Here is a 22,556-nt window from a genome sequence, read left to right as displayed (position 1 = left end):
TCCTCTCCGGTCGAGTCCCACCGGGCACGTGATGGCAGCTTCACACCCGGTTGTGGGCAGGGCATCTCCTGGATTGCGGGCCGCCGGCAGGGCGGTGACCTCCCCGGGCCGGACCGGGCCCGGCTCCAGCAGGAGCGCCCCGCAGAGTGTGACGAGCGCGCGCACGGTGTCCACGGCGTCGGGCGGGGTGGTGTGCCAGGGGGTCAGGATCCACGGCCGGCCGGTGAGCACGCCGGGCCCCGCTGAGTCCGCCCCCCGTCCCCGGCCAGGAGACGACCGGGGACGTAACCGTTCAGGTCGCAGCCGCGCGGCAGTGCCTCCTCATGGACCCCGGCCCCGGCCAGGGCGAGGGCTGCGGAGGTGCCGGCGGGACCGCAGCCGATCACCGTGGTGTTACGGACACGCGTGCCGGTCATGGCCTCTCCCGGGCTTCTGGCGGACGGGGACGGACTGTGGTCCCCGGGGCGCGTCCTGGCGGTCCGGTCAGTCGCGGCTCCGGTCCGCGAACTGTCCGGGGGCACGGCCTTCACCGGCGGGGCCGCGGTAGGCCTGGGCGATGTCCAGCCAGCGGTCGGCCTCTTCGCCGACGGCGGTCAGAGCCAGGTCGTCGCGGTGACGTCGGCGGGTCACCAGGAGGCAGAAGTCGTGGACGGAGCCGGTGATCTTCTGGCGGGCGTCCTCCGGGCCGGAGACGAGCAGTTCGCCGGAGGGAGAGGTGAGTTCGAAGCGGAACGCCTCCCCAGGAGGCGTCAGGCCCCGGGCCAGGTAGCCGAAGTCGCGGGTCAGGAAGGCGAACCGGGCCAGGTGGCAGAGCCGGTCGGTGGGTTCGCGGTGTACACCGAGAGCGTCGGCGATGTCCTGTCCGTGACCGAAGAGCTCCATGATCCCGGCCGAGGCGAGCACGGCCGGCGGCAGCGGGTTGACCAGCCAGGGCACCACCGTGTCCTTTGGCACGGCCGCCAGCGCCTCGACAGAGGCGTCGCCCTCGGAGCGGAAGCGGGCGAGGAGTTCGGCCGGCGGGTGGCCGTTGAACTGCCGGAGAGCGGCGTTGACGGCCCCGTCGAAGTTCTCCGCGGCCTGGGCTGTGATTTCCTTGAAAGCGTCCGGGTCGGCGGCCGCCGTCCCGGCCAGCCGGAAGATGAACGTCAGGTGGGCGACCTGGTCGGCGATGTTCCAGCCGGGCGCGGGGGTGGGTTTCCTCCAGTCGGCGTCGTCGAGGCCCCGCAGGAGCGCCTCGACCTCGTCGATGTCGGTGGCCAGAGCCTTCAGCACGTCGTTCGGGGTGTCCACGGTCTGTCATCTCCCTGAGTCGATTTCGTCAAGCAATTCACCGGAGCCGTCGAGTTCCTCGACGTCGCCGGCCGGTTGTGTGTGATCGCGTCGGCGAGAGGTCAAGCGGACGCGGGGAGCAGGGGCAGCGGGTTCTCACGGCCGCCCCGCCGGCCGTTGGGAGTCGGGGCGCCGTAGGAGACCGCTACGCCCCTGCGCTGGGCGGCCGCCACGATGCCGGGCATCGCGCGCTCGGCGACCGCCGCGATGGTCATCGCCGGGTTGACGGTGAGCGCGCCGGGAACGGCGGAGCCGTCGGTGACGAAGATGCCCGGGTGGCCGCGCAGTTCGTTGGTGTCGTCGAGGGCGGAGGTGTGCTGGTCGTCCCCCATACGGCATGACGCCAGCGGGTGCACGGTGTAGGCGCCGACCAGGTCGTTGGTCCACGGCATCACCCTGGCCAGGCCGTCCTTCTCCAGGATCTCCTTCACCTCGGCGTCGGACTGCCGCCAGCCGTGCCAGGTGTTGTCCGTCGGCCGGTACGTCAGGCTGCCGCGGCCGAGCATCTGCTGCGAGATGCGGTGCGCGTTGCCGGTCGCGGGCGGCGGACCGAAGACGCCCTCGTTGTCGTCCTCGGTCATGGAGAAGATGGTGAGCCAGGACTTCCAGTTCCTCAGGATCTCCTTCTTCTCCCTGCCGAACCAGGCGGGGCCGGTGGCACCCGGCGCCTGGGCGAGGATCGTCCCCAGGCCCGGCGGGAAGTACAGCTGTTCCAGGGAGTAGCGGGAGTACTCCGGCAGCGAGCCGTCGAGCCTGTCCCAGCTGGCCACGGTCGGACCCCTGCCGATCGCGTTGGCGCCGTAGGGCAGCTCCCCCTCGCCGCGGGACAGTCCCAGCAGCTCGGCGACCTTGTCCTCGTTGAGGATCGCGGTGTTGAGACGCTCGCCGTTGCCGGAGAAGTAGCGTCCCACCGCGTGCGGCATCCTGCCCAGGTGCGCCTCGCTGCGCTGGAGGATTACGGGGGTCGCGGCGGCGCCGGCGGCCATCACCACGATCTTCGCCTCGATCGCGCCGGACCCGTTCCGCAGGCGGTAGTCCTCGTCGTGGACGATGTTGTAATGAACCCGGTAACCGCCCTCGGTGGTCCGCTCCAGGTACTGCACCTCGTGCAGGGGGCGGATCTCGGCTCCGTGGGCGATGGCGGCCGGCAGGTAGTTGGAGGTGAGGGAGTGTTTCGCCTCGAAGCGGCACCCGGCCATCATGAAGTTGCAGTTGACGCACTTGGAGTTGTCGATCGCGACGGCGAGCGGATTGGCGGTGCGGCCGGCGCGATGACAGGCGGCCGCCCACAGCCCTCCCGCGTACGAGACGTCCTCCCAGCCCTGTCTGCTGACCGACAGGGACTCCTCGACCCGGTCGTACCACGGTTCCAGGGTGTCGCGGCTGACGGACTTGGGCCACATCCGACGACCGATGCCGCCCTTGCGCTCGAAGACGAAGCGCGGAGCCCGCGGCATGGCCGCGAAGTACACGACGCTGCCGCCGCCGACGCAGTTGCCGCCCAGCACGCTCATCCCGTCGCCGACGACGAAGTCGAAGACGCGTGTGTAGGAGGAACCGAGTTTGTAGTCGTGCTCGAAATCCTCGCTCTCCAGCCACGGACCGCGTTCCAGCACGGTCACCTTGGCGCCACCGGCCGCCAGGTGGTATGCGGCGACAGCGCCGCCGAATCCACTGCCGATCACCAGAACGTCGGTCCGCTCGGTCGTCTCGCTCATTCCGGGCTCCCTGAGGGTGTGGTGGCGGGGTGCGGTCGTGCGAGCTCGCGTCCGTACCCGAAGTCACGGAAGCGCCACAGGCCGTCCGCGTCGGGGCTGGTGATGCCCATGGCCTCCAGCCCCGGGTGGCCGTCCCGCAGCGCGTCGGCGGTGTGCAGGTGCGCGGCCGAGTCGAAAGCCATGTTGCAGAAGAGCGACAGGAGTACCCAGAACTCCTTCTCCGGGTGGCCGGGACGGGTCAGTCGTGCGACCACCTCCGCGCGGTGCTCGTATTCCAGCGCCACGAAGGCGGGTACGTCCGGGGCGAGCCGCATGCCGGTCTCCTCGGCGTAGGCCTCGGCGTGCCCGTTGACGCGCTGCGCCAAGTCGTCCAAACTGGCGCTGATGCCGGTGGCGTCCCATCGCAGCAGCTCCAGGGCGCCGGCCGCCACCGCTCCACCGCCTGTGACGACGCCGGCCACGGCCCGGTCTCCAGGCCATCGCTTCTCTCCCGGGACGATCGTGTCCGCGTAGGCCTCAAGGGTGAGCGACACGTCGTCCGCCACGTTTTTCGTCGGCGCATTCGATCCATCCCGCTGCAACTCGACCTCCGTCGGTGAGTGGGGACTGATTGCTGGTGTCAGGGAGACGTTAGAGCTGCTGAGTCTTTTCGGGCAACTGCCTGTCCCCTTTCGGGAGAACGTCGAGTCTCTTGAAGCAACTAGCCGAAGTCGAAGCGTCGTTCCGCTGCCCAGGCGAACAGAACAGTCGGCCAGTACGGTCTCTTCGGGCGCGTTTGCTGTTCGCGGCCACGGTTTACCGCGAAGCGTTCCGACATGCCGAAGGGCAATTCGTTCTCATCTTGGGGGAGAGTTGGAAAGCGTCGACAGAACCCTGGCTCTGCCGCACGAATTCACACACAGGGTGCGGATCGGGGAGCTACTCCCAGCCGACTCACCACGTCTGAACGGTGTCGACGAGACTCATGTCCACCGACTTGCCGAAGTGTACGCAAGCCTTCCGCCCGTCCTTGTCCACCGCACGACGATGCGGGTAGTAGACGGAATGCACCGGGTAGCGGCGGCGATCCTGAAAGGGGCGGAGTTCGTCGAAGTCCGGTATTTCGACGGAGCGGAGGAGGACGCTTTCCTGCGGGCGGTCACGGCCAACGTCTCCCACGGGCTGCCGCTGTCGGTCGCGGACCGTAAGGCGGCCGCCCTCCGGATCTTCGGCACCCATCCGGACCTGTCGGACCGTGCCGTCGCCGCCTGCGTCGGTTTGGACGCCAAGACCGTGGCCGCCGCACGCAGGCGTTCAGCCGGGGATTCTCCTCGGTCGAACAACCGGGTCGGTTCCGACGGAAAGACCTACCCCCTGGACCGCACAGCCGAGCGGATACACGCCGCGCGGCTCATGACCAGCCGTCCGGACCTTCCGCTGCGGGCCATCGTCAAGGAGACGGGACTCTCTTTGGGGACCGCGCACGATGTACGGCAGCGGCTGCTGAGAGGAGAGTCGCCCGTTCCCGTCGGCCGTAGGCAGCCACGCGGGAAGACCTCGCCGGAACCGGCCGCCGACGAGGAGGACACCACCGCGGAGGGCACGGTACGCCTCCTGCGCGAGCAGGACATGCCCGGCGGCGACTTCCCGGTCCGGGCCGGCCGGGCCCGTCTCGCGGTGGAGACGCTGCACAAACTCGCCCGCGATCCGTCTCTCCGCCACACCGAGTCCGGCCGTCACCTGCTGCGCTGGCTCCACGCACACTTCGTGGTGGACGACTCCTGGCGGCAGTACGCGGACGCCGTTCCGCCTCACTGCTCCGCCACCGTCGCGGAACTGGCCCTCCAGTGCTCCGGAAGCTGGAAAAGGTTCGCCGACGAACTGTCCGGGCGGCTGACCGGAAGAGCCTCATCCTCATAGCCGCGTGCACTTTCGAAAAGCCGAGAAGACGTCTCACTCAACAACAGGGGGAAACGGTGCCCACCACCGCTATCGAGCACGCCGTTCGCCGGGTTATCGACGACATGCATGCCAACCTCGGCCAGGAGCTGACCATCGACGAGATGGCACGTACGGCGATGTTCAGCAAGTTCCACTTCACTCGCGTTTTCAGGGATGTAACAGGCATATCCCCCGGTCGTTTCCTCTCCGCCCTGCGTCTGCAGGAGGCCAAGCGCCTGCTGCTGGAAACCGATCTCAGTGTGGCCGACATCAGCAGTCAGGTCGGATACAGCAGCGTCGGTACCTTCAGTTCGCGTTTCAAGTCCTGTGTGGGTGTCTCCCCGAGCATGTTCCGGGCGACGGACGGGTTCGCACCCGAGCTTCGGGAGGGAAGGACGACCACCGCGCAGGACTCCACACGTGCCGTACTGCGCGGCCGGGTGTGGCTCCCGGAGGACCGCTCCCCGGGGTATTGTTTCGTCGGCCTCTTCCCCACCCCGGCACCCCAGGGCCGACCGGTGCGCTGCACCGTCCTGGAGCGCCCCGGGGCCTTCGAGCTGGCGGACATCCCCGCCGGCTCCTGGCATGTCCTCGTGCACTCCGTTCCGTACGGTCACGAGCGCCTGTCCTCGGGTGCCGATCGCAAGGCCGTCGTCTCCGTCGGGCGGTACGGTCCGGTCACCGTGCACGCCGACACGCTGCTGATGCCGGCCGACATCGTCCTGCGCCCGCTGGACATCCAGGACCCGCCGGTGCTGATGGCCCTTCTCGACATGCGCACGAGCGCACTGCGGGCGGTGGCGGGCTGACATCTCCACCGCCGGAGGACGGAAGGCCGACCGGGGCAAACCCCGCGGCCGGCCTTCCGCGTGCGCCCGCGTCCCGTCACCGCGCGCCCCTGACCGTCATCGGCAGCCCTCCGCGCATCCGCAGGGAAAGCATCGGCTCCGCGACCGCCGTGTGCCCCCGCACGACGGACAGGTCGAGGTCACGGGTGACCAGCGCCGTGACGAAGACGGCCTCCATCATCCCCAGGCTGCTGCCGACGCAGAACCGGGGACCCGCGCCGAAGGGGATGTACGCGTACCGGGGCCGGCTGGCGCTTCGCGACGGATCGAACCGCCCGGGGTCGAACCGCTCCGGCTCCTCCCAGAACTCCGGGTGACGGTGGAGCGTGTAGGGACACACCAGCACGTCAGCCCCCGCCGACACCGTGTACCCGCCGACCTCGTCGCCGCGCCGTGCGACCCGGGGCAGGACCCACACCGGCGGATACAGCCGCATGGCTTCCTGCACCACCTGAGTGGTGTACGTCAGCCTCCGCAGATCGTCCGCCCCGGGTACGCGGCCGCCCAGGACGCTCCCGGCCTCCTCGCGCACCAGGTCCCGGGCGTGCGGGTGCACCGCCAGCAGGTGGAAGACCCAGCCCAGGGTGCTCGCCGTCGTCTCGTGCCCGGCCAGCAGCAGCGTGACCAGCTCCTCCCGCAGCAGCCGGCGGCCCGCGCGGGGGTCGGTGTGGCGGCGCGCGGCGAGGATCATCCGTGCCAGCGCGTCGTCGGCGCCGTCCTCGTCGTCCATGCGCGAGGAGCGGTCGGCCACCAGCGCGTCGACGATCCGGACCAGTTCCCCGCGGGCCCGGCGGAAGCGCCGCTGGACTGGCAGCGGCAGCCACGAGGGCACCAGGTCCTGGGTGGCCATGTCGAACATCGCCTGGTCCTGCACGGCCTCGAAGGCGTGCGCGATGGAGTCGTAGGCGTGCAGGTCGGTGTCGAGCAGGGTGCGGCCCAGGACCCCGAGGGTGAGACCGGTGACCTCCTCCAGGACATCGACCGGCCCCTCCTTCCCCCGGGCCCTCAGCGATGCGACGAGCCCGGCCGCCTCCTGGGCCACGGCCTCGGCCTGGGCGGTGATGCGGGCCGGTCTGAAGGCGGGCTGCACGTTACTGCGCTGGGCGCGCCACAGGTCGCCCTCGCTGGTGAGCAGTCCGTCGCCCAGGACGCTCCGGGCCTGCACCAGGCCGATGCCCTTGCGGTAGTTGGCCGCGTTGTCGGCCAGCACGTGCTTGGCGTGCTCCGGGCGGTTGAAGACGTACAGCTTCCTGGGACCCATCACCACCCGTACGGCGTCGCCCAGCGCGGCCGCGTCCCGCACCATCGCCAGCCGGTCCACGGCGAACTTCCTCAGCAGCCCGGGCAGGGCCGCCGCCGGCGGCCCGGGCGGGTAGACACTCATGCCGCCGCCTCGGGCGCCCGCGTGGCCAGACCGCGCAGGCACCCGCGGTGGAACAGCAGCGCACCCCGGTCGGGGAGGTCCTCCTCACGGAGTACCTCCCCCAGGTAGATGGTGTGGTCACCGCCGTCGTACTCCCGCCACTTCTCGCACTCGAAGTACGCCGCGGCCCCCGGAACGAGAGGAGCGTCGCAGGCCAGACCCTCCAGACGGCCGAACGCCTCGAACTGGCCGGCGCCCATCGGCCGGGACCGGTCGGCGAAGTGCCGGGCCACGTCCTCCTGACCGGCGCCGAGTACCGAGACCGAGAAGGTCCGTGAGTGGGCGAGGGTGCGGTGCATGACCGCGTCCTTGCCGACGCAGACCAGGACCAGCGGGGGGGCGAGCGAGACGGAGGTGAAGGAGTTGGCCGTCATGCCCCGCGGGGCGTCACCACCGACCGTGACCACGGTCACGCCGGTGGCGAACGCCCCGAAGGTTCGTCTCAGCCGTGCCGGATCCCCGGCCCGGGAGCGCTCCGGCGGCGATACGGCGGGTGAGCTCATGCCGTCCTCCCCGCCAGCACCCGGGCCCGGGCCGTGTACGGCTCCAGTGCCCGGGCCAGCGCGTCGGGTATGGGTGAGGGGACGGTGGCGGTGTTCGGTCCGCGCATGCACGCGATCCGCTGCCTGCCCCGGGCAACCAGCGTCTCGGTGCCGTCCTCGGTCACCTTGACGTAGTCGAAGGTGAACTCCAGTTGCGTCCCGCCCAGTTCCGACAGCCGCATCCGGACGGAGAGTTCGTCGAAGGCGGTGATCTCGGCGAAGAACTCGCAGTCCACCTTCAGCGTGAACAGCTTCAGGTCCTCCTGGACATCGGCGAGGACGTCGGGGGCCTTCTGCTTGAGGAACAGCTCGCGGCAGCGTCCCTGCCACCGCAGGTAGTTGACGTAGTAGACATTTCCGACAAGGTTGGTTTCCTCGAACCCGACCGTGTGCCGGTACTCGAAGTAGTCGTCCGACATGGCCTATGACCGCCCTTCGGTGAGTTCCGGTTCGTGCGTGAGGAATGCGAAGACGACGGGTTCCAGACTCTCCCTGAGAGCGGTTACGAAGGTCGCGATCCGCAGTCCGCCCGCGGTGAGGAGCACCCAGGCGTCCTTGTCCGGGGGCAGCACTGTCAGCGGGGCGCCGGCCATGACCCCGGCCTTCCGCAGGCACTCGACGGCGCTCCACACCCGGGTGGCGGCGGTGTCGGGCGCCTCACCGGTCTCCTTGGCGACCAGTTCCGCCACGGCCGCGTACTCGCCGAGCAGGCCTTCCCACTCCTCCGCCGGGCGCATGCGCACTGCCTCGACGTCGCAGGCGACCTCCGTGTCCGCCACCGTGCTGAGGGTGATCCCCGGGCCGTGTGCGGCCGACAGGCACCGGCCCTCGTCGATCTCCGGTCGTCCGTCCGGCCGGTGACGTACGGTCACGGGGCCCTCCAGGGCCCGGGAGGCCGCGGCCGAGGTGAACGCGCGGCGTTCGGCCACGGACCCGGCCGGGGCGTCGCCGTGCGGCTCGACGGCGACCGCGACGCGGACTCCGAGTACATCCTCCAGCCTCCGCTCCAGGTAGGGCCCCAGCAGAGGTGCGGCCCAGGGCCCGGAACCGTCGTTCTTGCGCACCGCGTGGAGGGTCAGGCCCTCCCACCGCTCGACGACGGTGCCGTCGGTGTCCCGGACCGCGATGTCGTACACATAGGTGTCACCGTCACGGCTGCGCTCGACCGCGCAGTAGCGCAGTTCCCGCGGGACGTTCGGGCCGGCGCCGAGCGGGTGGATGCGCTCGACGCCCGAGGGCAGCAAGGTGGCGTCGGGAACGCACACCTGGTTGCCGTGCATCAGCGCGTCGCGCATGCCGGGATCGGCCAGCAGCAGCTCGCCCGGGAGGAAACCGGCGAACCAGCCCTGCGGCCCCCGTACCTCCACGGTCGCGTCCACATGGCGCGCCGCGGCCCGGTGGAAGCGGCGCAGCCGCTGGAAGCGCTCCCCCTGGAAGAGGATGCTGCCGTACAGGTCGGCCGCCGGATCCAGCGGGACCTGCGAAGTGCCCGGGGCGGTCTGCAGGGGCGGGCCGTCCGGTACGGCGGCGCCGGAGTAGACCAGCCGGGCGCGGAAGTGCTCCGCCGCGAAACCGGTGTCCTGGGCGTGGACGGCGACATCGACGGTATCGGCGCCGGTGACGGCCGCGGCGACGCGGATCGTGGCGCTGCCGTTCGGCGGGACCACGATGGGCCGCAGGAAGCGGGCGTCCTCGATCACCGGCGTACCGGTCCACCCGGTGGCCGCGGCCGCGACCTGGACCATGGCCTCCATGCCCATGACGGCGGGCATGAGGAGGTTGCCGTCCAGCAGGTGGTCGGCTAGGTAGGGGTCGGTACCCGCGTTCAGCTCGACCTCGGTGACCAGTTCCACCCCGTGGTAGCGGATCAGGGGGTTGCCGGTGAACCGCAGCAGCGGCAGGGTCGGCAGGTCGCGCCGGACCGTCTCGATGCCCTCGGTACGGCCGCTGACGACCGTCACCACGGGCGCGTCCGGGTCGCAGACCAGCCGCCGCAGGATCTCCACGCCCTGGTCCGGGGAGACGGGCGTGATGCCCTCACGGGCGAGCGACTCGACGACCGAGAGCTTCTCGCCCATGCCGACCCCGGACCACACCGACCACTCCACGCAGCGGGCGCGGAGCCGCGGGTGGGCACGGGCGACTTCCTCGGTGAGGTCGGCCAGCCACTCATTGGCGGTGGCGTAGTGGGCCTCGCCCCGCAGGCCGGCGCGGCCGATGATGCTGCCGAAGGTGACCAGCAGCTTCAGGTTGCCCGGACCGACTGCCTCCAGCACGGTCCGCAGACCGTCCACCTTGGGCGCGAAGGTGCGGCGGAAGTCGGCCGGCTCCAGTGTGTGCAGCGGCCCCGGCTCGTTGCGCCCGGCACCGTGCAGCAGGCCGGTGACCGGGCCCAGCTCCCGCTCCAGTTCGGTGACGGCGGCGCGGACCTGGTCCGGTTCGGTGACATCGGCGCGCGCGTAGCGCACGGTCACGCCGTTGTCGGCCATCCGCCCCAGGTTGTCGGCCAGCTCCCGGTCCGAGGCGGGGTCGGAGCGGCCGAGCACGGCCAGCCGCGCACCGCTGTCCAGCGCGAGCGACAGAGCGCACTCGGCGGAGATGCCCTTGCCTCCACCGGTCACCAGAAGAACGTCCGAGGCGCCGAGCGGGGTGTCGGAGCGCTCCGCCTGGACGGGCAGGGCCCGCAGCGTCGGTACGCGGCGCACCCCGTCCACGCCGTAGTGGACCTCGGAGAACCGGTTGGTCGCGGCCACCTCGGCCACGACACGCCCGACCGCACCGTCCTCCATGGCGGTGTGGACGACTGTCGTGCGCAGCCGCGGTGCCTCCTGGTGGAGCGTCTTCGCGAGTCCGGCCGCACCCCGGCCGTCCTGTACCAGGACGAAGCGCCGGTCGCGCTCACCGGCCAGGGACTCCTTCGCTCCGGCGAGCGCCCGCTCGATCTGTTCCGGGGAGCACTGCGCGGGCAGGCACACCAGCACCCCCGGACCGACTCCGGCGCGCTGGAGGGCCTCGCGCAGCTCCCCGGCCACCGGATGGTCCTTCGGCGCGAACAGCTTCCAGGCCCCGTCGGACCCGGGGCCGGCGGCCCGGGGCAGCGGCACCTCGTCCAGGTCCACGGCGAACGGGCGCGCCCACGAGGCGGCGCCGACGACGGCCGCCGCCTCATCACCGCCGTCCTGGCCGCTGGTGGCGGCCAGCGTCTGCAGCGCCTCGGCGAGTTCGGCGAGTGTCGCGGTGGCGAAGTTGGTCGGTACCCGGGCCGCCTCGATGCCCAGGCGGGAGGCGGCCTGGTTGACGATCTGGCCGACCGTGATGGAACTCATGTGCAGGTCGTCCAGAAGCCTGCTGTCGTCGGCGACGAGGTCGGCGGGCAGCTCGGCCCGCTCGGCGACGAGACCGCGCAGCACCTCGAGGGCCGGCGCGCCGCCCGTGTCCGCATGCTCCGCGGTCACGGTCACGGTCGCGGCGGCGGCCTCGGCAGTCCCGTCGGTGGCCGCAGCGGTTGTGTCCCCGGCCCGGACCGGCTGTCGGGCGGGCAGATCCACTCGCGGGGCCTGTTCGCAGGGATTGGCCAGGAAGCTGAACTCCTGTCCCACCTCCAGCGGCCGGACCAGCCGGTCCTGGAAGAGCCGCTCACCGGCGACGGGCGCGCCGACGACGTAGGCGGCGCCGACCGCACCCAGCAGTCCGCGCAGCGACTCGTCGTCGGTGTCCAGCGCGACGGACGGGACGCCGGTGGCCGCCGTCGCCAGTGAGCTCAGCACCCGTCCCGGACCGACCTCGACGAACAGGTCGATGTCCTGGGCGGCCGCGGTGACAGCCTGGGTGAACAGCACGGGGTCGGTGATCTGCCGCCGCAGCAGGCCGGCCAGGTCCGTGTCGCGTGCCAGTTCCCCGCCGGTGACGGTGGAGACCACCCGGGCACCCACCTCGCCGAGGCGGGCGCCGGCGAGCCAGTCGCCGAAGGAGCCCGCGGCCGGCGCCACCAGCGGGGAGTGGAAGGCGTGGGAAACCGCGAGCCGGGTGCAGCCGACCCCCGCCGCGGCGGCGCGGCCGGCCACCTCCTCGACCGCTTCCACCGGTCCGGCCACGACGGTCTGCTCGGGGCCGTTGTACCCGGCGACGACGACGGGCAGCCCCTCGGCGAGCCGCTCGGCCTCCTGCGGACCGGCCGCCAGCGAGGCCATGGTGCCCGAGGCACTGTGCTCGGCCATCGCGCGGCCGCGGACCCGGGCCGCCTCCAGCAGGATCTCCTCGTCCAGCGCGCCGGCCCAGTGCAGGGCGGACAGCTCGCCCAGGCTGTGGCCCAGGGCGACGGTCGCCTCCACCCGCAGGGTGTCCAGGACACGCAGCCCGGCCGCCGAGCCGGTGGCGATACGCGGCTGGGCCACGTCGGTGGCGACCATGTCGCCGGTGGCGGGCAGGTCGGCCATGTCGTAGACCTCCGCCGCCTCGGGGAAGCGGCGGCGCAGCGCGCCGCCGCCGGTGCCCCTGCCCGAGCCCTGCCCGGGAAAGAGGAAACCGATCCGGCCGCGGCCGGTGGCGTGCCCCAGGAAGCCGCGGCCGTCCGGGGCGAAGTGCGTGTGCTCGCCCCCGTCCAGGATGTCGGCCAGGCTCCGCAGCCGGCGCTCGGCGTCCTCCGGGGAGGAGGTCACGACCGCGGCGCGGTACGGCAGGCCCCGCAGCCGGTTCTGGAGCGTGGCGGCCAGGTCGGCGACCTGGGCGTAGGAGACCTCGGCCACGAAGTCGGCGACCTCGGCGATCCGGGCGCCCAGGGCCGCGGGCGAGTCGCCCTCCAGCAGCAGCAGTTCGCAGTCCTGCGCGGAGCGCGCCAGCGTGACGGAGCGGCGGTCGGGCGCCGTACGCCGGCGGGCGGCGGGTTCGTCCAGCACGACGTGGGTGTTGATCCCGCCGAATCCCATGGCGGTGATGGCCGCGCGCCGCGGCGTGCCCTGCGGCCAGGCCTCGGCCGTGCGCAGGGCCCGCAGGTTGGCCTGTTCGCCGGTGAGCAGCTCGTGCGGCTCGACACAGCCGATGGCCGGGGGCAGGACCTGGTTGTCGACGGCCATCGCCGACTTGATCAGACCGGCGATGCCGGCCGCTGCCTTGGTGTGGCCGATCATGCCCTTGATGGAGGTGATGGCCGCGACCGGGACCTCGGGGTTGACCGCGGCCCGGGCACTCATCAGCGCGGACAGCTCGGTACGGTCGCCGACCGCGGTGCCGGTGCCGTGGCCCTCGAACAGCGGCACGGTGTCGATGCCGAACCCGGCCCGCTCGTACGCCCTGCGCAGGGCGAGCCGGTAGCCGCTCACCTCGGGGCGGGTGATGCCGCCCTGGCCGTCGGAGGACACGCCCCAGCCGGCGATCGTCGCGTAGATGCGGTGGTTGCCCGCCAGGGCGTCCTCCTCCCGCATCAGGACGACCATGCCGCAGCCCTCACCGGGCCAGAATCCGTTGGAGCCGCGGTCGTACAGACGCATCTCGCCCTTGGCCAGGGCTCCGGTCTTGGCGAAACCGATGATCTCGAACGGGTCGATCGACAGGTCCACCCCGCCCGCGACGGCGACATCGATGTCACCGCTCAGCAGCGAGGTGCCGGCCGTGGTGACCGACAGCAGCGAGGAGGAGCACGCGCCGTCCACGGTGTAACCGCCACCGCCCAGGTCGAAGTGGTTGCAGACCCGGCCGGCGATGGTGTTGGCCAGCCCCCCGGCCAGCGTGTCCTCGTCGACGGCCGGGAAGGGTTCCTTGTAGGCGGTCTCCACACCGGCCAGGAACTCCGAGACCCGGTCGTCGTCCCAGTCCTGCTGGCCCCTGAGCGCCTCGGCCATGACGCGGCGCACGTACGGCCAGCGCAGCCGCATCACGTTGGCCCGGGCGAACTCGCCGGTGAGGGTGTTGCCGACCACGACGCCGGTACGCTCGCGAGGCAGCCCCTGGCCGCCGGTGAACCCGGCGTCGGCCAGGGCTCGTCCTGCGGTGTCCAGGGCGAGCCAGTGGGTGAGGTCGGTCGAGCGGTAGGTGCTGCCCGCGATCCGGTGGGCGACCCGGTCGAACTCGTACCCCTCCAGGACCGCCGCGTTGCGCGCGTAGAAGCGGTCGGGGGCGGCGGGATCGGCGTCCCAGTAGTCCTCCAGGCGCATGCGCACCTCGGGCAGCCGGCGGAAGGCCCGGCGCCCGGCGACGGCGTTGTCCCACAGCTCGCGGGGACCGGCGGCGTCGGGATAGCGGCAGGCCATGCCGACGATGGCGATCCTGGTCATGCCGCCACCCCGACCTTCTGCGGAGCGGACTTCGCGGCGGGCTCGGCCGGGCAGACGCACTCGCCGGCGCAGCCGCCGGCGCACTCCCCGGCGGCGAATCGTTCGGGGGACAGTTCTCCGGCGCCGATCTGGTCCGGTGCCGCGGGGTCCTTGTGCTCGCGCTCCTGGGCACGCCCGCGCTCCAGGATGTCGACCGTCCACAGGTGGGCGCCGCGGACCAGGCAGACCAGGGCGGTGGCGAAGAAGATGCCGTAGGCGACGTTGAGCGCGGTGAGCACGCCGTACGCGGCCGCGACGCCGCCGCCGAAAGCGATCTGGCCCCATTTGGAGGACGGGGTGGTCCCCGGATCGGTGATCATGTAGTTGGTGAAGAGCACGAACGCCACGCCGGTCGTCATCGCCAGGGCCGCGGGGATGGAGGTGTCGAACAGCAGGCCTCGGACGACGGCCTGCAGGACGTAGCCGCCCACCCAGGCGAGGATCAGCCACATGCGCTCGGTGAGCTTGGCGTTGAGCATCGTGCCCAGGACGATGATGACGGCCGGGACGAGCCAGTCGAAGCCGCCGTCGAGGTACTCGGTGAAGTGGTAGGGCGGGGCGATACCACCCCAGGGGAAGAGCAGCAGGATGACGGCGATGCCGAAGTTCGACGGGTTCATGAAGTGCCGCATCCGGCCGCGTACCGGCGCGCGCAGCACCCACTTGGTGCCCACGGCGACGATGACGCCGAACACCATGACCCATACCTGGTCGTTGACGTAGGTGAGCATGTTCACCGCCAGGGCGGTGATGTGGGCCGGGTAGAGGAACTCCATCAGCCCGCGGGGGCCGTTGCCGCGGAACCGGGGCGTCCGGCCCTCGGAGCGGGCACCGATCGCCTCCAGGACGATCTCCACCGTGTAGGCGGTGACCAGGGCGATGAACGGCCAGGTCCACGGCTGCTCGAAGCCCAGGACGGTGTAGCCGAATATGTTGAGCACGGAGATCGAGATCGCGAACCGGCGCAGGGCCGTTATGACTTTCGGATTGTGGCGCGGAGCGGCCGGCGCCTTCTGCTGTGCGGACATGGGGTCACTGCTCCTTGGCCTGGGTTCCGAGCTGGATGCTGTGGCGGCCGGGGGACAGACGCAGCCGCTGCTCGTGTACGTCGCCCGTGCGGTCCCGCCAGGTCAACCGGACGCTGACCGGGCCCCGGACGTCGTGGCCGAGGCCGATGTGCACCTCGGAGCTGCGCTTGCCGGAGTGGCCGCCGCCGCCGTCGACGCGACTGACGCGTTCGGTCCCGCCGGGCAGGGTGACGCGGACCTCCGCGCCGACCGCGGGTGAGCCGGAGGGGTGGGTGAGCCGGAGCCCGAGGTAGGCGCCGGCGTCCTCGCCGACGTTGTGGTAGAAGCCCGGCTCGCCCCACTGGTGGGCGACCGCGAGGTCGAGGCGCCCGTCGCCGTCGACATCGCCGGTGGCGATGCCCCGGCTGGGGACGGGGACGGCGAGGCCGAGCGCGGGAGACAGGTCGGTGTACCTGCCGTCCTCGCCCTTGGCGAACAGGCGCATGGTCTGGCTTCCGGCGAGGTCGTCGCCCTCTTGGACGTTCGGCCACCAGGTGGGGTTGGAGATCAGCGCGTCGTTGGCGGTGGCCAGCTCCTGCAGTTGCGGCCAGCGGTTGTTCTTGCCCTTGACGAAGCCGAGGGCTTGGGCGATCTCCAGGACACCGTCGTTGTCGAAGTCGGCCGTCTTCACGTCCCAGCCCCAGCCGGACCATGCGAGACCGAGGTCGGTGCTCCGGTCCTCGAAGGGCGCCTCGCCGTCCTCCAGACGGGCTCGCACCTCGGCTCTGCTGCCGGCCGTGCCGATGAAGGCGAAGTTGGACTCCTGGATGCCGAACGAGGTGGTGATGTTGCTGACGAACATGTCGTACAGGCCGTCGTTGTCCAGGTCGCCGAAGTCGACGCCCATGCCCTTGAAGGAACTGCGGCCGATCTCCTTGGACTTGGGCACGGTGCCCGAATGGACGGACTTGACCTGGGCGAACTCGATGCGGCCGGGGCGGGAGGTGTTGTGCAGCAGGGCGGAGGTGCCGAAGTCGTGGGCCAGGTACAGCTCCGGCAGCCGGTCGCCGTCGAGGTCGGCGGCGGACACACCGAGCGTCCACCCGTGGCTGATGCTCTGTGGCAGGGAGCCGTCGGTCTTCTCGTAGCCGTGCTCGGTCCACCGGAAGAAGTGGCCGCCGCCGCCGTTCTGGGCGTGGGAGAGCGAGTCGTTCATCACGACGTCGCCGTCCTTGGACGGGTCCAGGACGGGACTGTCGGGGAAGTAGTTGCCGATGAAGATGTCGTCGTGGCCGTCGCCGTCGAAGTCGGCGACGGCGGCGGCGTTGGAGTTCCACAGCGGGCCGGTGTACCGGGGGCCTTCTTTGCCGGGCAGGAGCTCGGTGGGGCGGAAGGAGCCGGGCACGAGGCTCTTGCCCTTGCCGTCCCCGCCCTCGTCCTCGGCGAGGAAGACGATGGGAGTGCGGCCCCAGTAGTACACGAGCAGGTCGGTGGCGCCGTCCTCGTTGAAGTCGCCGGGCACGCACCCCATCGGCGCCATCGTCTTGTCGACCGGTAGCGGGGCAGGGTCGAGGGCGAAGGGCTGGTAGGCGACCTCCCGGTTGGGCGAGGGTGTCACGACGACCTGGTCGGTGCGCGGGTCGGTGATGCACAGGTCGTTGGCCAGCCCGTCACCGTCCACGTCGTTCATGGCGATGCCCGCACCGACCGAGGAGATCCAGGCGTCGATGTGCTCGTACGCTTTGTTGACCTTGCGTATCGTCTTCTTCTCGAACCCGGCCGGCATGGCGACCGTCATCGGTTCGAAGGAGAATCTGTCCGCGATTTCCGCGGTTTCGGCAGCGGATGTCTCGGGGATACGCACCGCGTAGAACGTGCCTGCCATAAGCGCGAGGGCGGCGACTCCCGCCAAATTCTTGCGCAGCCATCCGGTTGCTTCTTTCACAGGTCGGCACCTTTCCGGGGAATCGATGTGGAAGCGATCTCGGCGGCGATGTCCCGGCGCCATGTCTCGTAGGAGGGGACACCGTCGTGGCCGCTATGCGCGGGCCTGCGGTCGACACACACCCGCGCCGCCCGCTCGGGTGTCGTGCCGCACAGCACACGGGTGGCCAGGTGGGTGTGCGCGATCGTGGTGCCCGCCCTGTCGCGGGCCTCGGCGGCGAAGGCGGCGCCCTGGGCCAGTTGGAGGCGGTGCTCCCCGGCCCGTTCGGCGAACCGGAGCAGCTCCTCCTCGTCGGCCGCGCCGGCGTAGGTGGCGGCCAGCCCCGCGCCGGCGTACAGGTCACCGCGGCGGTCCTCGGGGTAGGAGGCGATCAGGTCGGTGACGATGTCGGGGTCGGTGCCGCCGACGAACCACAGGGCCCGGCCGATACCCTGGTCGATCACCTTGGCCGAGTAGTCGTCCGGACCGCCCGCCCATCTGAAGGAGTGCCGCACATGCGGGGTGCGGACGTAGGAATCGGTACGGAAGTACGCCTGGTGGAAGCCGTAGCCGTCCAGGATCAGCCATCGCAGCAGCGGGTCGGTGCGCTCCACGGCGGGCCACAGGAACCTCGGCAGGCGGGCCATGGCCCAGCCGACGCCGACGTAGACCATGTAGATGTGGCGGCCTCCCCCGCCGGCGAGAAGGCCCTCCAGCCTCCCGCTGTGCCCCGGCAGCGCGTCGTGCACGGCGGCTCCCATGCCGGCGCCCTCGTAGGCGAACCCGCGGTAGGCGCGGGGGACGGATTCCAGCATCTCCTCCGCCTCGGCCACGGACCGCGCCTGTACCGCGTAGCCGTATCCCTCCAGGAAGGTTCGGCCGACCCTCTCCAGCTGCTCTTGCGCCTGACGGTTCTTCCGATGGAATCCGCGCTTTTCCAGCGTCGTCTCGGAAACGGAAGGAGTGAGAATGCGGCGCCTCAGCGCACCGAAGATCGTGGACAACTCAGTAAACCGCCCCTCGTGGAATATCCCTTAAATGACGGGTTATTTCGAATCTATCCAGGGAGGGTGGACGGGCGTCTACTCCGTAGTTGCTCAAACCATGGCGCAGGCCAGTCGTCCACGCACGTGCCGGCGCCAGAGCTCGTACTCCGGTATCCCGCCCGCCCCGGACCGGGGTGCCGCGCAGTCGTCGGCCAGCCGGGCGGCCGCCTCGACGTCGAGGTCCGCGAACACCCGGGTGGCGGTATGGGTGTGCTCGGGCACATGACCGGCATGATGGCGTGCCTTCGCGGCGAACACGGCCCCCTGGCCCACGTGCCCGCGGGCCTCCCCGGCCGCGTCGCGCAGCGCGGCGAGGCTCGCGGAGGTGCTCCCGCCCGCGTAGGTGGCGGCCAGTGCGACACCGCTCCACAGGTCCGCCCGGCGGCGGTCGGCGAACGCGCTTACGGCGGCGCGGACACGGTCGGCGTGTCCGCCGTGGATGAACCACAGGGCCCGGCCGATGCCCTGGTCGACCGCGCGCGGGAAGTAGCCGCGGTCGCCTTCCCAGGGATAGGCCCGGGGCGTCCACTGCGCGTCGACCCAGCGGCTGGTGTCGAAGTAGGCTCGGTCGAAGCCGTATCCGTCCACAGCCAGCCAGCTCATCGCCGGGTAGTACTCGGGTCCGGTCAGCGCGGGCACGGCCTTCCGCCACAGCGGCCGCGGCAGACGTGCCATGGCGAAGCCGATACCGATGTAGTTGAGGAAGACGTGCGGCCTGCCGCCGCCCCTCATCAGATCCCGGGTCCGGTGGCCGCCCGGACCCATCGCGTCGCGGATGACGCAGGCCATCGTGGCGCCCTCGTAGGCGAACCCTCTCACTCCGGGCTCGACCATGGCCAGGCGGCGTTCGGTGTCGGCCAGGTCGCGGTCCCCGATACCCCACTCGAAGCCGCAGACGACCGCCTGCGGAACGGCCTCCAGTTGTCGGGTCCTCTCGGTGGCCTCCACCGGGAACCCGCGGCCCGCGAAGCTCACCTCCCCCAAGGACGGAGCCATCACCAGTCTGCGCATCGCTCCCAGCACGGATGCCACGATCGCCCTCCTGTCACGGATCGCTCCGCCTGTGGCGGAGGGCCCATCGTGGTGCGCCGGGGGCGCGCCGGGCATCTTCGGGAGTGCGCAGGAGGGCGTGTTCGAGCCGGACCGGCCGGTGTTCAGGAACGGGTGAGCGTGTTCAGCCCCGACACGGGCGTCGCACCTCCACCTCCTCGTCGTGCACCCGGCGGCCGCACCCGGAGCACCTCAGCTCGACGTGGACGGTGCCGTCGCAGCCGAGATGATCAACCCTGCGCTGCGAACCGAAATCCGGGGGCAGGTTCCGGTCGCCCCACTGCATCAGCGCGACGACCGCCCCGGTCAGGTCTCGTCCCGCGGGGGTCAGCCGGTACTCGTACCGGATGGGCCTGTCCTGGTAGGGGACCCGCTCCATGACCCCGTACTCGACGAGCCGGGCGAGGCGTTTGGCCAGGACGTTCCGGGCGATGTTCAGGTGCTCCAGAAACGTGTCGAAGCGCTTGACGCCCAGCAGTGCCGAGCGGACGATCAGAAGCGTCCAGCGCTCGCCGACCACCTCCAGGGTTCGAGCCAGATTGCAGTTCTGCCCCTCGTACGTGGTTCTGAGCATTCGCTTACCCTAAATGATCAGTTCCAGGGGTGTCTGCGGAGACGAGGACGAGGAACGAGAGCTTCCAGGATCGCTGTGCGCCGGGCCGGCCGGCCCGGTGATGACGCGTGCCGCGTGCTCGGTCTCGCGGCAGGGTGGCCCCGGTACGCCCGGGTCCACCCTGCGGCCGCACACTTCAGGGCACGCCCGCCGTCCCCGTCCTGACCGGAGCAGGGGTCGGCGGCCGCGAGCCCCCGAAGACGCTCGCGGCCGCCGAACCGTGTCGCCTCACGGCTCGGCGCGATCAGACACCGACCGGCGACAAGAATCGCTTCGGCCCTCGGGCCGGCCCGGCTCCTTCGACAGGCGCGGCCCGGTCAGGCGGCGGTCGGCAGCGACCGCCCCGGCGTCTCCGGTCCGTGGAGTCGGCTGTAGGCGTACGCCGCCGACACAAGGGTCATGTGATGATGCCAGCCGGGGTAGGAACGTCCCTCGAAGTCGAGCAGGCCGAAGTCCTCCATGCGCCGAACCGACTCGGACGTCCGCCGCAGCGTCCGCACCAGCGCGAGTCTCTCCTCGACCCTGGAGTGTGTGAGGCTGGTGAGCCACAGTTTGGGGGGGCGGCGGTCCCCTGCGGAGCGTACCGCGAACAACTGGTAGGTGCGTGGCGGCTGGGAGTCGTCCATGAGTGCCGTAGGCAGGTGCACGAGACTGGACATGACGGTCGTGCCGCGCTTGTGCCCGGAGTCGGAGGGCACCTTCTCCAACTGGAACAACCCGCCGGTGTCGAATTGGAAGATGCTGCGTGCGGAGAGAGCCAGACCGTGATCACCGGGGCCGTTGCGCCGCTGGACCTTCAGGTGGCGGCCGAGCACGATCTTGAAGTTGTCCGGCACGGCGACGGCGAAACGACAGTCGCGCAGAGCGAGCCCGCGCACCAGATCGGCTGCGCCGGGAGAGGCTGACAGGTCCGCCACGACCGGTACGGGAGCCGTGCGGCTGACCGAGGTCAGGGCATCGAGCAGATCCAGGACGTGGCGCTCGGCCGACCCACCGTGGACGTCGTCCGGGATGCGGGCGCGTTTACGGCGCTGCGGATCCTTGCTCCAGGAACCGGGCAGCATCAGACGCCAGTCGACGGGGACGGCCTCCTTCGGTGTGGCCAGGAAGGCACCGACGCCCACCTGGCATGTGACCGAGCGTCCGGTGGAGGGGACGAAGCGTCGATGCACGCCGCACGAGTGCTCCCCGCGCTTGCGCAGCACCGCCAGATCCACGACCCACGCCTGCGTCCGCGCCCGGCGCTCGACCCAGCGCACCAGCTCTTCCCGGACGGGTGTCCAGTCCCACGGACTGGCGTTGACGAACTGATGCAGCGACTGGAACGCGGTGGGCGAACCCGAGACGGAGGCGAGGCGCCGCACCGACTTCTTGCCCGGGGTGGTGAGCAGACCCCACAGGTAGGTCCGCGCCCACCTGCGCTGATCGGTCCGCGGCAAGTACTCGAAGATGTTGTCGGCGAACGCGGACACCGAGTCCAGAGGGTTTGTCAAGGCGGGCGTGGTCATGGCGTGGCTTCCCTCCCTGTGGCAGGCCGCAAGCTGGCGCGCGCCAAAAGAATAGCGAACGTTCTCTTTTTTGTGACCCCGGAAAGACGTTCTGCGACTTTGCCAACTCACGCCTCACGCCTCACGCCGCGGGCCGGACCGGGAGTCCGGCCCGCGGCCGGGTGGAGGCACCACAGTGCGCGGGAGGAGCTTCCCCGGGGCACGTTGTATGCCGTCGCACTCACGTGCCGTCCCTACATGGCGAGGACTTCTTCCCGCGTTTCCTCAACGGGAACGTGACCGTGGTGAACGCGGGGAAGACCGGTCCGCGGATCCGTTGCACCTTGGGCAAGTCGGTATTGCCCGGTGTCCCTGAGCCGAGCAAGGTGTTCGCTTAAAATAGGAAGTGGACCACCAGGAGAACGGAGCGGTGCCTTGCAGTTAGGAGACCCCCGTGTGGCTGTCGGCGAGCGCTCACCCGGAGTCGGCATGGTGAAGCAGCAGAGAGCCCTACGGACACGCGCCGTCGTACTCAAAGCCGCCGCAGACGCGTTCGACCGCGGTGGTTACGACGGTACCTCTCTGTCCCAGGTCAGCAAGGCCGCAGGCATGTCGGTTGGTGCGCTGACCTTTCATTTCTCCACCAAGGCCGACCTGGCCGACGCCGTCCAGGAGGAAGGCTGGATGGCCACACAGGCCGCCCTGGACCGTGTCACCGGCAGACAGGTGCCGGCCCTGCGCGCCACCATCGAGATCACGCTCGAACTCGCGCGTCTGATGGAGGAGAACGTGGCTGTGCGTTCGGCCGTCCGTCTCATGCGGGAACGGCCCACCGCCTCGGCATGGTCGGACCGCTGGCTGCCGGTCGTGCGGGAACTGCTGGACGAGGCGCACCGGTCCGGCCAGATCTGTGAGGACGCGCTGCCGGCGGACGTCGCGACGCTGGTGGAGCACCTGACGAGCGGAGCCGAGGTCTACACACGCGAACGATGCGGCACGGGCACCGGCCACCAGAGCGCCGTCGGTCGGCTGGAGCGGGTATGGCACCTGGCACTGAAAGGCGTCTGCGCTCCCGATGCCTCCCTCCGGACTCTGATGGAGGCGCAGCGTCCGGCGCACACCGCCTCGTCGGAGTGAACGACGAGCCGGCCTTCCGGCGCTGCTCCGTCCGTCCGAAAGGCCGGCATCCGTCCGCGGCGCGCGGATCATATGGACCTCAGGTCCACCAATCGGATCAGCCCGGGAATCTCGGTGGAGAACTGGACGAACTGCCGATAAACAGGTGATGACGGCGCGGGCGAGCGGCTTCTCCGGCTTGCGGTGGAAGCACATTCCGTCCTT

Annotated in this window: 17 protein-coding genes; 3 read left to right on the top strand and 14 right to left on the bottom strand. The window is 70.8% G+C overall.

The window, feature by feature from the left end; genetic code table 11:
- Positions 1–203: 203 nt before the first annotated feature.
- The 4 genes from AC2CJA_RS01225 to AC2CJA_RS01210 form a co-directional block, all read right to left on the bottom strand.
- Positions 204–416: a hypothetical protein gene (locus tag AC2CJA_RS01225; RefSeq protein ID WP_484600747.1), complete on the bottom strand. Its 213-nt coding sequence runs from the start codon at positions 414–416 to the stop codon at positions 204–206.
- 67 nt (positions 417–483) lie between these two features.
- Positions 484–1,290 (bottom strand): TIGR03084 family metal-binding protein, encoded by an 807-nt coding sequence (locus AC2CJA_RS01220; protein ID WP_484600746.1) that lies wholly within the window; start codon positions 1,288–1,290, stop codon positions 484–486.
- A 101-nt stretch (positions 1,291–1,391) separates the two neighbouring features.
- Positions 1,392–3,047 carry an FAD-dependent oxidoreductase gene (locus AC2CJA_RS01215; protein WP_484600745.1) on the bottom strand — a complete coding sequence of 552 codons (1,656 nt, stop codon included), beginning with the start codon at positions 3,045–3,047 and terminating at the stop codon, positions 1,392–1,394.
- The gene (locus tag AC2CJA_RS01210; protein WP_484600744.1) at positions 3,044–3,592 is read right to left on the bottom strand and encodes a DUF5987 family protein; all 549 of its coding nucleotides are present in this window, start codon (positions 3,590–3,592) and stop codon (positions 3,044–3,046) included. The genes AC2CJA_RS01215 and AC2CJA_RS01210 overlap by 4 nt, the downstream gene beginning before the upstream one ends.
- Before the next feature lie 334 nt (positions 3,593–3,926).
- Here AC2CJA_RS01210 and AC2CJA_RS01205 point away from each other — a divergent pair, with 334 nt between their 5' ends.
- Together AC2CJA_RS01205 and AC2CJA_RS01200 are read left to right on the top strand one after the other, a co-directional pair.
- On the top strand, positions 3,927–4,946 hold the full coding sequence (locus tag AC2CJA_RS01205) for a ParB/RepB/Spo0J family partition protein (protein ID WP_484600757.1): 1,020 nt from the start codon (positions 3,927–3,929) through the stop codon (positions 4,944–4,946).
- A 56-nt stretch (positions 4,947–5,002) separates the two neighbouring features.
- Complete coding sequence (locus tag AC2CJA_RS01200; protein WP_484600743.1) at positions 5,003–5,776, top strand: helix-turn-helix domain-containing protein; 774 nt, start codon at positions 5,003–5,005, stop codon at positions 5,774–5,776.
- 76 nt (positions 5,777–5,852) lie between these two features.
- Here the strand turns inward: AC2CJA_RS01200 and AC2CJA_RS01195 are convergent, their stop codons facing one another.
- The 10 genes from AC2CJA_RS01195 to AC2CJA_RS01150 all read right to left on the bottom strand — a co-directional run bounded on the left by AC2CJA_RS01195 (position 5,853) and on the right by AC2CJA_RS01150 (position 21,236).
- On the bottom strand, positions 5,853–7,199 hold the full coding sequence (locus AC2CJA_RS01195) for a cytochrome P450 (protein ID WP_484600742.1): 1,347 nt from the start codon (positions 7,197–7,199) through the stop codon (positions 5,853–5,855).
- Positions 7,196–7,741, bottom strand: a complete 546-nt coding sequence (locus AC2CJA_RS01190; RefSeq protein WP_241713139.1) for a flavin reductase family protein — start codon at positions 7,739–7,741, stop codon at positions 7,196–7,198. The genes AC2CJA_RS01195 and AC2CJA_RS01190 overlap by 4 nt, the downstream gene beginning before the upstream one ends.
- Positions 7,738–8,199 carry an acyl-CoA thioesterase gene (locus AC2CJA_RS01185; RefSeq protein WP_241713140.1) on the bottom strand — a complete coding sequence of 154 codons (462 nt, stop codon included), beginning with the start codon at positions 8,197–8,199 and terminating at the stop codon, positions 7,738–7,740. The genes AC2CJA_RS01190 and AC2CJA_RS01185 overlap by 4 nt, the downstream gene beginning before the upstream one ends.
- A gap of 3 nt (positions 8,200–8,202) precedes the next feature.
- Positions 8,203–14,049, bottom strand: coding sequence for a type I polyketide synthase (locus AC2CJA_RS01180; protein WP_484600741.1), 5,847 nt, complete (start codon positions 14,047–14,049; stop codon positions 8,203–8,205).
- Positions 14,046–15,116: an enediyne biosynthesis protein gene (locus tag AC2CJA_RS01175; RefSeq protein ID WP_484600740.1), complete on the bottom strand. Its 1,071-nt coding sequence runs from the start codon at positions 15,114–15,116 to the stop codon at positions 14,046–14,048. Before AC2CJA_RS01175 ends, AC2CJA_RS01180 begins: the two co-directional genes overlap by 4 nt.
- Positions 15,117–15,120: 4 nt before the next feature.
- Positions 15,121–16,980 (bottom strand): CRTAC1 family protein, encoded by a 1,860-nt coding sequence (locus tag AC2CJA_RS01170; protein ID WP_484600756.1) that lies wholly within the window; start codon positions 16,978–16,980, stop codon positions 15,121–15,123.
- Positions 16,981–17,036: 56 nt separating this feature from the next.
- Positions 17,037–18,023: a DUF1702 family protein gene (locus AC2CJA_RS01165; protein ID WP_241713145.1), complete on the bottom strand. Its 987-nt coding sequence runs from the start codon at positions 18,021–18,023 to the stop codon at positions 17,037–17,039.
- Between the two features lie 93 nt (positions 18,024–18,116).
- Positions 18,117–19,097 (bottom strand): DUF1702 family protein, encoded by a 981-nt coding sequence (locus AC2CJA_RS01160; RefSeq protein ID WP_484600739.1) that lies wholly within the window; start codon positions 19,095–19,097, stop codon positions 18,117–18,119.
- A gap of 142 nt (positions 19,098–19,239) precedes the next feature.
- Positions 19,240–19,689, bottom strand: a complete 450-nt coding sequence (locus AC2CJA_RS01155) for a winged helix-turn-helix transcriptional regulator (protein ID WP_484600738.1) — start codon at positions 19,687–19,689, stop codon at positions 19,240–19,242.
- Between the two features lie 356 nt (positions 19,690–20,045).
- The gene (locus AC2CJA_RS01150) at positions 20,046–21,236 is read right to left on the bottom strand and encodes an IS701 family transposase (RefSeq protein ID WP_484600737.1); all 1,191 of its coding nucleotides are present in this window, start codon (positions 21,234–21,236) and stop codon (positions 20,046–20,048) included.
- 468 nt (positions 21,237–21,704) lie between these two features.
- On the opposite strand from AC2CJA_RS01150, the gene AC2CJA_RS01145 reads away from it, so the two are divergent.
- Positions 21,705–22,352, top strand: a complete 648-nt coding sequence (locus AC2CJA_RS01145; RefSeq protein WP_484600736.1) for a TetR family transcriptional regulator — start codon at positions 21,705–21,707, stop codon at positions 22,350–22,352.
- Positions 22,353–22,556 lie beyond the last annotated feature (204 nt).

Source organism: Streptomyces sp. ATLC9, assembly GCF_057196705.1.
The sequence above is the reverse complement of the archived record's forward strand: the minus strand, read 5'-3'. Positions and strand labels throughout refer to the sequence as shown.